The 11,088-nt window shown below is 71.5% G+C and carries 9 protein-coding genes; 4 read left to right on the forward strand and 5 right to left on the reverse strand.

Translation table 11 applies throughout. The features are described 5' to 3' along the window. Positions 1 to 15: 15 nt before the first annotated feature. The 4 genes from ACIRA5_RS07300 to hrcA form a co-directional block, all read right to left on the reverse strand. Positions 16 to 765 carry a 16S rRNA (uracil(1498)-N(3))-methyltransferase gene (locus tag ACIRA5_RS07300; RefSeq protein WP_403688234.1) on the reverse strand — a complete coding sequence of 250 codons (750 nt, stop codon included), beginning with the start codon at positions 763 to 765 and terminating at the stop codon, positions 16 to 18. Then, on the reverse strand, positions 762 to 1,850 hold the full coding sequence (locus ACIRA5_RS07305) for a nitronate monooxygenase (RefSeq protein WP_403688235.1): 1,089 nt from the start codon (positions 1,848 to 1,850) through the stop codon (positions 762 to 764). Before ACIRA5_RS07305 ends, ACIRA5_RS07300 begins: the two co-directional genes overlap by 4 nt. A gap of 111 nt (positions 1,851 to 1,961) precedes the next feature. Beyond that, entirely contained in the window at positions 1,962 to 3,098 is a 1,137-nt protein-coding gene (gene dnaJ, locus ACIRA5_RS07310) for a molecular chaperone DnaJ (protein ID WP_101405225.1), read from the reverse strand. Further along, positions 3,099 to 4,121, reverse strand: a complete 1,023-nt coding sequence (gene hrcA, locus ACIRA5_RS07315; RefSeq protein ID WP_067369957.1) for a heat-inducible transcriptional repressor HrcA — start codon at positions 4,119 to 4,121, stop codon at positions 3,099 to 3,101. 226 nt (positions 4,122 to 4,347) lie between these two features. Between hrcA and ACIRA5_RS07320 the strand changes: the two genes are divergently transcribed. The 3 genes from ACIRA5_RS07320 to hemW all read left to right on the forward strand — a co-directional run bounded on the left by ACIRA5_RS07320 (position 4,348) and on the right by hemW (position 7,328). Next, complete coding sequence (locus ACIRA5_RS07320; protein ID WP_403688237.1) at positions 4,348 to 5,133, forward strand: MBL fold metallo-hydrolase; 786 nt, start codon at positions 4,348 to 4,350, stop codon at positions 5,131 to 5,133. A 31-nt stretch (positions 5,134 to 5,164) separates the two neighbouring features. Continuing rightward, complete coding sequence (locus ACIRA5_RS07325; RefSeq protein ID WP_403688239.1) at positions 5,165 to 5,968, forward strand: DUF3097 domain-containing protein; 804 nt, start codon at positions 5,165 to 5,167, stop codon at positions 5,966 to 5,968. A gap of 127 nt (positions 5,969 to 6,095) precedes the next feature. Next, entirely contained in the window at positions 6,096 to 7,328 is a 1,233-nt protein-coding gene (gene hemW, locus ACIRA5_RS07330) for a radical SAM family heme chaperone HemW (protein WP_403688242.1), read from the forward strand. 54 nt (positions 7,329 to 7,382) lie between these two features. Here the strand turns inward: hemW and ACIRA5_RS07335 are convergent, their stop codons facing one another. After that, positions 7,383 to 9,623, reverse strand: coding sequence for a SpoIIE family protein phosphatase (locus tag ACIRA5_RS07335; protein WP_403688245.1), 2,241 nt, complete (start codon positions 9,621 to 9,623; stop codon positions 7,383 to 7,385). Positions 9,624 to 9,828: 205 nt separating this feature from the next. Between ACIRA5_RS07335 and ACIRA5_RS07340 the strand changes: the two genes are divergently transcribed. Continuing rightward, on the forward strand, positions 9,829 to 11,088 hold a 1,260-nt coding region (locus ACIRA5_RS07340; protein ID WP_382005999.1), incomplete at its 3' end, for a HAMP domain-containing protein.

An 11,088-nucleotide genomic window follows, 5' to 3' on the forward strand; every position in this document is an offset into this window, starting at 1 on the left:
CGTGCGCGCGCGAGGTCAGGACCAGCGGCCGGTGCGCGCCATCAGCAGCGCGGTCGCCACCGTCCCGGCGGTCGATGTACGCAGCACGGTACGCCCCAGGTGGCACGTCTTCGCGCCCGCCCCGGTGAACAACTCGATCTCCTCGGGGGAGATCCCGCCCTCCGGGCCGACCACCAGCACGATCTCGCCCGAGGTGGGGAGTTCGGCCGTCACGAACGGATCGGTGCCGACCTCCGTGTCCTCGTGCAGCACCGCCGCGAAGTCGGCACTGGCCAGAAGTGCGGCAACCTGTTTGGTCGTCGCCGCGTCCGCGACCTCCGGGAAGCGCACCCGGCGCGACTGCTTGCCGGCCTCCCGGGCCGTGGCCCGCCACTTGGCGAGCGCCTTCAGACCCCGGTCGCCCTTCCACTGCGTGATGCAGCGGGACGCGGCCCAGGGGATGATCGCGTCGACGCCGGTCTCGGTCATCGTCTCCACGGCCACCTCGCCCCGGTCGCCCTTGGGGAGCGCCTGGACGACGGTGATGCGGGGCTCCTCCGCGGGCTCCTCGCTGTAGGAGTCCATCTGGACGATCAGCCGGTCCTTGCCCTCGGTGCCCAGCACCACGCAGTCCGACCAACGCCCGGCCCCGTCGGTGAGGACGACGTCCTCGCCGGTCCGCAGTCGCTTCACGGAGACGGCGTGGCGCCCCTCCGGGCCGTCGAGCACGTACCGTCCGGCGCTGCCCGCCTCGAAGTGCTCGACCACGAACACCGGTGCCGTCATCGGACCTCACCCCCCGCTTCCCCGGCGGCCGACAACGCTGTCCTGGCCGCCGCGAGCTCCGCGCTCAGCACCTCCACCAGCTGCCCGGCGGGCAGCTCCCGCGCCATGCGGTGCCCCTGCCCGGCCCACAGCGCCATGCCCTGCGCGTCGCCCGCCTTGGCGGCCGCCTTGCGCAGCGGGGAGGTGAGGTGGTGGACCTCGGGGTACGCGGCGGGCGCGTACGGGCCGTGCTCGCGCATGAAGCGGTTCACCAGGCCACGCGCCGGCCGCCCGGAGAACGCGCGCGTCAGCTCCGTCCGTACGAACAGTGGGTTGGTCAGCGCCTGCTTGTGCACGGCGTTGGCGCCGGACTCCGGGGTGGCGAGGAACGCGGTGCCGAGCTGTGCCGCGTTCGCGCCCGCGGCGAGCGCCGCGGCTATCTGGCTGCCGCGCATGATGCCGCCGGCGGCGATGACCGGGATGTCCACGGTCTCGCGGACCTGCGCGATCAGCGACAGCAGCCCTATACCCGTGCCGTCCGTCTCCGGGTTGTCGCGGTGGGTGCCCTGGTGGCCGCCCGCCTCCACGCCCTGCACGATGACCGCGTCGGCGCCGGCCCGCTGGACGGCGAGGGCCTCCTCGGCGGTGGTCGCGGTGATCACGGTGAGGGTGCCGGCGCGGCGCAGGGAGTCCAGGACGTCGGTGCTCGGGATGCCGAAGTGGAACGAGACCACCGGCACCGGGTTGTCGAGGAGGACGGCGAGCTTGGCGTCGTAGCCGTCGTCACGGCCGCTGTCCGGTTCACCGAGTTCGGTCTCGTACCAGGAGGACTCGCCCGCGAGCTGGTGGGCGTAGACCTCGACCGCGGCGGGGTCGGCGTACTCGGGCTGCGGCATGAACAGATTGACCCCGAAGGGGCAGCCCGTGAGCCCGCGCAACTGCTTGATCTCCTGGTACATGCCGTCGGCGGTCTTGTACCCGGCGGCAAGGAACCCGAGCCCGCCGGCCTCGGACACGGCGGCCGCGAGATGCGGGACGGAGACGCCGCCCGCCATGGGGGCCTGCACGATCGGGTGAGGGAAGAGATCGGTCAGTGCGGTGGACATGACGGCATGTTGTCACGTCCTCCGAACAAGTCCGAATCGGGCCTTCCGCCTGGCATAGGCCACCGGGATGGACGCTCGAGCACCTGGGGGCGGAGCCCCCAGGAACACCCGTCAGCGACCGTTGAACGCGTCCTTCAGGCGCGAGAACAGCCCCTGCTGCCCGGGCTGGAACTGCCCCGTGGGCCGCTCCTCCCCCCGCAGCTGCGCCAGCTCCCGCAGCAACCGCTCCTGCTCGGGATCGAGCTTCGTGGGCGTGGTCACCTCGACGTGCACGATGAGGTCACCGCGGCCACCGCCCCGCAGATGCGTGACACCCCGCCCGTGCAGCGGAATCGACTGCCCGGACTGCGTGCCCGGACGGATGTCGACCTCCTCGAGACCGTCGAGGGTCTCCAGCGGCACCTTGGTGCCGAGCGAGGCCGCGGTCATCGGAATGGTCACCGTGCAGTGCAGATCGTCCCCGCGCCGCTGGAAGGTGGAGTGCGGCAGCTCGTGGATCTCGACGTAGAGGTCACCGGCGGGACCGCCACCGGGCCCGACCTCGCCCTCGCCCGCGAGCTGGATCCGCGTGCCGTTGTCGACGCCGGCGGGGATCTTGACGGTCAGCGTGCGACGCGACCGGACCCGCCCGTCACCGGCGCACTCGGGGCAGGGAGTCGGGACGACGGTCCCGAAACCCTGGCACTGCGGACACGGCCGGGAGGTCATGACCTGCCCGAGGAAGGACCGCGTGACCTGGGACACCTCACCCCGCCCGCGACACATGTCACAGGTCTGGGCCGAGGTACCCGGCGCCGCGCCCTCACCGTTGCAGGTGGCGCAGACGACGGCCGTGTCGACCTGGATGTCCTTCGTCGTGCCGAAGGCCGCCTCGTCCAGCTCGATCTCGAGCCGGATCATGGCGTCCTGGCCACGCCGCGTACGCGAGCGCGGACCGCGCTGCGACGCCGTACCGAAGAAGGCGTCCATGATGTCCGAGAAGTTCCCGAACCCGCCGGCGCCGAAGCCGCCCGCACCGCCGCCGCCCGACTGGGACAGCGGGTCGCCGCCGAGGTCGTAGACCTGCTTCTTCTGCGGGTCCGACAACACCTCGTACGCGGCGTTGATCTCCTTGAACCGCTCCTGCGTCTTCGGATCGGGATTGACGTCCGGGTGCAGCTCGCGTGCGAGCCGCCGGAAGGCCTTCTTGATCTCGTCCTGGGACGCGTCGCGGCGCACGCCGAGTACGGCGTAGTAGTCCGTGGCCACTTAAGACTCCGCCAGGATCTGTCCGACGTACCGTGCCACTGCGCGTACCGCTCCCATCGTTCCCGGGTAATCCATGCGGGTCGGGCCGACCACGCCGAGTTTGGCTACTGCCTCGTCGCCCGAACCGTAGCCGACCGAGACCACGGACGTGGAGTTGAGTCCCTCATACGCGTTCTCGTGACCGATTCGCACCGTCATGCTCGAATCCCCGGCCTCACCAAGCAACTTGAGAAGCACGACCTGCTCCTCCAGCGCTTCGAGCACCGGCCGGATGGTGAGAGGGAAGTCATGTCCGAAGCGCGTCAGATTGGCGGTCCCGCCGATCATCAGCCGCTCCTCGGTCTCCTCGACGAGCGTCTCCAGAAGAGTGGAGAGCACCGTCGCGACCGTACCTCGGTCCTCCGCCTCGAACGCGTCCGGGAGGTCCTGCACGAGCTGCGGGACGTCCGCGAAGCGACGGCCCGCGACCCTGCTGTTGAGCCGGGCCCGCAGATCCGCGAGAGACGTTTCTCCGAACGGGGCCGGGCAGTCGATCATGCGCTGCTCGACCCGCCCGGTGTCCGTGATCAGCACGAGCATCACACGGGCAGGGGCGAGGGACAGCAGCTCCACGTGCCGCACGGTCGATCTCGTCAGCGACGGATACTGCACGACGGCGACCTGCCGGGTCAGCTGCGCGAGCAGCCGCACCGTCCGCCCGACGACGTCGTCCAGGTCGACCGCGCCGTCCAGGAAGTTCTGAATGGCCCGCCGCTCGGGCGCGGTCATCGGCTTGACGCCGGCGAGCTTGTCGACGAAGAGCCGGTAGCCCTTGTCGGTGGGGATCCGCCCGGCGCTGGTGTGCGGCTGGGCGATGTACCCCTCGTCCTCCAGGGCCGCCATGTCGTTGCGGACGGTGGCCGGGGACACTCCCAGCCGGTGCCGCTCGGTCAGCGCCTTGGAACCGACCGCGACCGGCTCGTCGGTGCCGACATAGTCCTGGACGATGGCGCGCAGCACTTCGAGCCTGCGTTCACTGAGCATCGCGCACACCTCCAGTTCTCGGCCCCTCGGCGCCCCGCCTGGCACTCAGCGCATGCGAGTGCCAGCATTCCCCGGCCCAGTGTACGGCCGGTGGGTACGGCCCCGGCAAGGGCGGCCCCGCGATCTTGTGCAAGGTGCACCGACGTACACCGACGTGTCCCGTGATGTCACACCGTCCCCGCCCGCGATGTCGTACCGTCCACGCCCTCACCGCTAGCGTCGGCGTATGAAGGTGACTTGGGAAGAGGCGGGGTGGGAGCAGCTGACACCGCGGGTGGGGCGGCGGCGGCTTCCGGTCTGGGACTGCACGGTCGGACTGGTCGTGGGCGAGGGCGGGGCGCTGATCATCGACCCGGGGTCGAGCCTCGCGGAGGGCGCACGGTTGCGCGGGGAGGCGCAGGCGCTCGCCGGCCGCCGTGTGACCTTCCTCGCGCTCACCCACCCCCACTTCGACCATGTCCTGGGCGCGGCGGCGTTCGCGGGCGCGGAGGTCCTCGCCGCGGGCGGCTCGGCCGAGGTGTACGAGCACGGGCGCGAGGAGCTGTACGCGGACGCGGTACGGGGCGGACTGGACGCGCGGGCGGCGGAGGACGCGGCGGACACCCTGGTGCGTCCCAGGCACTATGTGTGGGGCACCTGGCATCTCGAGCTGGCCGGCGGCGTCGAGGTCCTGCTGGTGCGGACGGGCGAGGGCCACACCGCCCACGACCTCGTGGTCGTGGTGCCGGGCGACCCGACGGTGGTGTTCTGCGGCGACCTGGTCGAGGAGTCCGGCGAACCCCAGGCGGGCCCCGACGCCGTACCGTCGCGCTGGCCCGGGGCCCTCGACAGGTTGCTCGACCTCGGCGGCGAGGACGCGCTGTACGTGCCAGGTCACGGAGCGGTCGTGGACGCCGGATTCGTACGGTCCCAGCGGGACGCGCTGGCCGCGCGTTTCGGCGTGCCGGGTTTCGGCGTGCCAGGTCTCGCCACGCCGGGTTTCGATGCGTCGGATTCCGGCGTGTCGCGTTGAGCGCCGCCGGGCTTCTCCTATCGTCATCCGAATGCGCCAGTACTCTCCGGACCTGACTCCGCCGTGGAAGAAGCCCAAGCCCGTGCCGGAGGTTCCGGCGGAGCCGGGCCTGGTGGTCGAGGAGCCGGGGACCGGTTTCTGCGGTGCGGTGGTCCGCTGCGAGGCGGGCACGGTGACGCTGGAGGACCGCTTCGGCAAGCACCGCGTCTTCCCCCTGGAACCGCGCGGCTTCCTCCTCGAGGGCCAGGTGGTCACTCTCACCCGCCCCTCCTCCACCACCACCCGTCCCACCCGCACGGCCTCCGGTTCGGTGGCCGTCCCCGGCGCGCGGGCCCGGGTCGCCCGTGCCGGCCGGATCTATGTGGAGGGCCGCCACGACGCCGAGCTGGTCGAACGGGTCTGGGGCGACGATCTGCGCATCGAGGGCGTCGTGGTCGAGTACCTGGAGGGCGTCGACGACCTGCCCGCGATCGTGGCGGACTTCTCGCCCGGCCCGGACGCCCGCCTCGGCGTCCTCGTCGACCACCTGGTGCCCGGCAGCAAGGAGTCCCGTATCGCTGCGTCGGTCACGAGCGATCACGCCCTGGTCCTCGGCCACCCCTACATCGACATCTGGGAAGCCGTGAAGCCGTCCTCCGTGGGCATCCGGTCCTGGCCCCGGGTCCCCCACGGCCAGGACTGGAAAACCGGCGTCTGCCGCGCCCTCGGCTGGCCCGACAACACCGGCGCCGCCTGGCAGCACATCCTGTCCCGCGTCCACTCCTACAAGGACCTGCAGCCGGAACTCCTGGGCCGAGTCGAAGAACTCATCGACTTCGTCACAGCCCCGCACTGACACCACGTTCCCTCGCCCCCGCCGCCCTGACCCGTCCCACCCCGGGGACCTCCGCCGGCGGGGAGAGAGAAACTGCAGGTGAGTGGCCGGAAAGGGGGATGCGGCCGGGTACGGGACAATGGAAGGCATGCCTTCCGCACTTCCCGACGGCGAGCCCGTCCCCGACGACGGGGCGCTGCCCGCGCACGCCCTGGCCGGAGCCGCCGAGCGACCCCTCGGTTTCTACCTCCACGTGCCGTACTGCGCGACCCGCTGCGGCTACTGCGACTTCAACACCTACACGGCGACCGAGCTGCGGGGCACCGGAGGCGTGCTCGCCTCCCGCGACAACTACGCGGACACGCTGATCGACGAGGTCCGGCTCGCCCGCAAGGTCCTCGGCGACGACCCGCGACCCGTCCGTACGGTGTTCGTCGGCGGCGGTACGCCCACGCTGCTGGCCGCCGACGACCTCGTACGGATGCTGGCGGCGATCCGGGACGAGTTCGGGCTCGCGGACGACGCGGAGATCACGACCGAGGCGAACCCGGAGTCGGTTGATCCGCGGTATCTGGAGACGCTCAGGACCGGAGGGTTCAACCGGATCTCCTTCGGCATGCAGAGTGCCCGGCAGCACGTCCTCAAGGTGCTCGACCGTACGCACACCCCCGGCCGGCCCGAGGCGTGTGTCGCGGAGGCGCGAGCGGTCGGGTTCGAGCATGTGAACCTCGACCTGATCTACGGCACGCCAGGTGAGTCCGACGACGACTGGCGGGCCTCGCTCGACGCAGCGCTCGGTGCCGGGCCCGACCATGTCTCGGCGTACGCGCTGATCGTCGAGGAGGGGACGCAGCTGGCCCGTCGTATTCGGCGGGGCGAGGTGCCGATGACGGACGACGATGTGCACGCCGACCGGTATCTGATCGCCGACGAGGTGCTCTCCGGGGCGGGGTTCGACTGGTACGAGGTGTCCAACTGGGCCACTTCCGCCGCCGGGCGGTGCCTTCACAACGAGCTGTACTGGCGGGGGGCCGACTGGTGGGGGGCCGGGCCCGGGGCCCACAGTCATGTGGGCGGGGTGCGGTGGTGGAACGTGAAGCATCCCGGGGCGTACGCGGGGGCGTTGGCCGCGGGGCGGTCTCCGGGGGCGGGGCGTGAGCTGCTCGCGGAGGAGGACCGGCGGGTGGAGCGGATCCTGCTGGAGCTGCGGCTTCGGGAGGGGTGTCCGTTGTCGCTGCTGCGGGCGGAGGGGCTTGCCGCGGCGCGGCGCGCGCGGTCGGAGGGGTTGCTCGAATCCGGGCCGTTCGGCGAGGGGCGGGCGGTTCTCACGTTGCGGGGGCGGTTGCTGGCGGACGCGGTCGTACGAGACCTGGTGGACTGAGGGGGCTGCGCCCCGCCCTGTTCTCCCTGTTCTCCCTGCTCCCCCGACTCCGCCTTACTCCGTCCACTCCGCCTGCAGCACCAGCAACGCCAGGTCGTCCTCCGGCGGCTTGCTGCCGAACTCGTGCACAAGCCGCCGGATCCGTTCCGCGACGAGCTCGGCGCTCAGCCCCGTACAGCCCGCGAGGGCCTCCGCGAGCCCTTCGTCGTCATCGAACTGGCGGGGCCCGCTGCGGCGCTCCGTCACCCCGTCGGTGACGCACAGGACGGTGTCACCGGGGTACAGGTCGAAAGTCTCGGAGACGTAGGTCGCGTCCTCGAAGACCCCGAGGAGGGTCTGCGGCTCGGCCACTTCCCGTACGTCGCCGTCCGGGCCGAGGATCAGCGGCAGCGGGTGCCCGGCGGAGGCGAGGGTGCAGCGTACGCCGCCCTCGAAGGGCACCAGCTCGCCGTACAGCATGGAGAGGAAACGGGTCTGCGGACCCTCGTCGGGGCCGAGACCCGGCCCGCCCGCCGCCACCAGCGCACGGGCCGCCGCGTCCGCCGCCTCCGTCGCGTCGTCGAGGAGGAGCTGGTTGAGGCGGTCGAGGACGTCCGCGACGTGGTAACCCTCGCGGGCCAGCAGCCGCACCCAGGGCCGGGCGAGGCCGATCACGACGGCGGCCTCGGGCCCCTTGCCCTGGACGTCCCCGAGGACGAAGCACCAGCGTCCGTCGCCCGCGGGGAACAGGTCGTAGAAGTCGCCACTGGGTCCGCCCTTGTCGAGCGGCTCGTACACGAGGGCGCTGCGCACCCCGGGGATCTCGGCGACCGCGCCGGGCAGCAGGCCGCGCTGGAGGACCCGGCTGATGGTGGCCTGGCGCGCGTACTGGCGGGCCGCGCCGATGGCGAGGGCGATCCGCCGGCTGAGGTCCTCGACGAGCCCGGTGATCTCGTCGGGGAAGGCGGTCAGTCCGGCCCGGCCGATGACGAGGGTGCCGAGCGGCCGGCCGCCGGCGATCAGCCGGTACGCGAGCGCCGCCCCGCTCACCCCGCCCGCGCCACCCTGCCCGTACCCGTGCTCCTGCTCCTGCCCCTGCCCCGTGCCTAACGCCTCCCCCGGCCAGGGCACCGGCACCGCCCGGGACCGCACCGAGTCCGGCAACCGTGGCGGATCCTTCTCCAGGGCCCGCCGCAGCTCCTCGATCCGGTTCTCACTGCCGTGCCAGACGCGGGCGAGCCGGGGTCCCAGGGCCAGCCCGAGCCCACCCGCCCGGTCGGTCGCCTCGTCCTCCAGCCATACGGCACACCAGTCGGCGAGCCGCGGCACGAGGAGCTGCCCGGCGAGCGCGGCGACGAGGTCCTCGTCGAGCTGCCCGGCGAGCAGGTCGGAGGCCTCGGCGAGGAAGGAGAGAGCGCCGCGGTTGAGCCAGTCGCCGTCCCGTCGCGGCCTGTGCCGCTGCCCGGCAGCGAACGTCCCGCCGACCGGCCCGATCTCTCCGACCAGTCCCGTCTCTCCAGCCGGTCCCGTCCCGCCCGGCAGTCCGATTCCGTCGGCCGACCCCGAACCGGCGGACAGTCCCATGGCGCCCGTCATCCCCGGCCCGGCACCCATCCCCCCATCGGCACCGAACCCACCATCCACACTCAGCCCACGCTCAACGCCCAACCCACCACCGACACTCAGCCCATCTTCAACACTCAGCCCGCCTTCAACACCCAGTCCGCCTTCAACACCCAACTCACCCTCGGCACCCAACCCACCCTGAACACCCAGCCCCTCCTCGCCGCTCAGCCCCCCGTCCACAGGCAACCGCGCCCACACGGTCTTGACCCCGGTCCGGTACGTGATCCCCCACGCCTCCGACAGGGAGGCGACCAACCGCAGCCCCCGCCCGTACTCCGGTGTGCCGTAAGCCCGTTCGGCCGACTCCTCGCGTACCGCCCGCGAGGGATGGTGGTCGGAGACCTCGACGACCACCGCGCCCACCGCACCGCCGTCGGTGATCTCCAGCCGGCACAGCAGCTCGACGTCGGTGCCCGCGTGCACGACGGCGTTGGTGACGAGTTCACTGACGACCAGGACGGCATCCTCGGCGAGGCGCTCGCGGACGATCTCGGCGCCGGGCAGGGCCAGTTCTCCCCAGTCGGCGAGCGTCTCGCGCACCATGCGCCGGGCGGCGCCGGGCGCGAGCGGAGTGCCCGGCAGCGCGGCGCGCGCCATGGCTTCCTGACCCACGCGGTAGTGCGCGGGCGTACCAGGGGCGAGCGCCATGGAGTCCGGTTGCGACTCCCGTTGCGTCGGAATGGCCCCCACTGTGCGGCTCCCTGAGCAGTTCGGACGAATACGCCTCAGGCGACACGGACAGAGTGACAGACTGACCACGCCCATAAGCGCCGAGTTACCGAAGTGGGCCGCCATGAGTGAGAACAGTGCTACGCGTGTGCTCGAAGACGGACAGATTCGGGCAATCGACGACGGCCGGATCCCGGCGTCCGATCTGCGTCCGCTGCTCGCCGCGATGACCGCCGCACGGGACGGTGACTTCACCAAGGTGCCGGAGACGGGGCACGGCCTGGTGGCCGACCTGAGCGCGGCGTTCAACCAGATCATCGACCGCAGCACCCACTTCAACACGGAAGTGCAGCGGGTACGACGGGAGCTGGTCCGGCACGGACGGCTCGACGAGCGGCTGTCGGCGAGCCCGGGCCAGGGCAGTTGGACGACCCGCGTCAATGACGTGAACCAGTTGCTCGACGCCCTGGTGGCACCCGCCGCGAACGCGACGCGCGTCCTGGACGCGGTGGCCGGCGGCGACCTCACCCAGCGGGTCGACCTGCACGACGGCAACCGTCAGCTCAGGGGAGATCTGCGGAGGTTGGGGCGCGCCGTCAACAAGATGGTCGATCAGCTCTCCCTCTTCACGGGCGAGGTGACCCGGGTCGCGCGCGAGGTCGGCACCGAAGGCCGTCTCGGCGGGCGCGCCAAGGTGCAGGGCCTGTCGGGCAGTTGGCGCGATGTGACCGAGGCGGTCAACACGATGGCGTCCCGGCTGACGGCCCAGGTCCGTGACATCGCCCTGGTGACCACGGCGGTGGCACGCGGCGATCTGACCCGTACGGTGACGGTCGAGGCGACCGGTGAGCTGCTCGAACTGAAGCTCACCGTGAACACGATGGTCGACCAGCTGTCCGCCTTCGCCGACGAGGTCACACGGGTGGCCCGCGAGGTCGGCACCGAAGGGCAGCTGGGTGGCCGCGCCCAGGTCAGGGGCGTCTCGGGGGTCTGGAAGGACCTCACCGACAACGTCAACTTCATGGCGTCGAACCTGACCTCCCAGGTCCGCAACATCGCCCAGGTCACCACGGCCGTGGCCAATGGTGACCTCAGCCAGAAGATCACGGTGGACGCGAAGGGCGAGATCCTCGAACTCAAGTCGACCATCAACACCATGGTCGACCAGCTCTCCGCCTTCGCCGACGAGGTCACGCGCGTCGCCCGCGAGGTCGGCACCGAAGGCAACCTCGGCGGGCGGGCCCAGGTCAGGGGCGTATCCGGCGTCTGGAAGGACCTCACCGACAACGTCAACTTCATGGCGGACAACCTGACCTCGCAGGTCCGCAACATCGCCCTCGTCTCCACGGCCGTCGCGCAGGGCGACCTCGGCAAGAAGATCACGGTCGAGGCGAAGGGCGAGATCCTCGAACTCAAGTCGACCATCAACACCATGGTCGACCAGCTCTCCGCCTTCGCCGACGAGGTCACGCGCGTCGCCCGCGAG

It is taken from the genome of Streptomyces sp. NPDC096311, assembly GCF_044763085.1.
Lineage (GTDB): Bacteria > Actinomycetota > Actinomycetes > Streptomycetales > Streptomycetaceae > Streptomyces.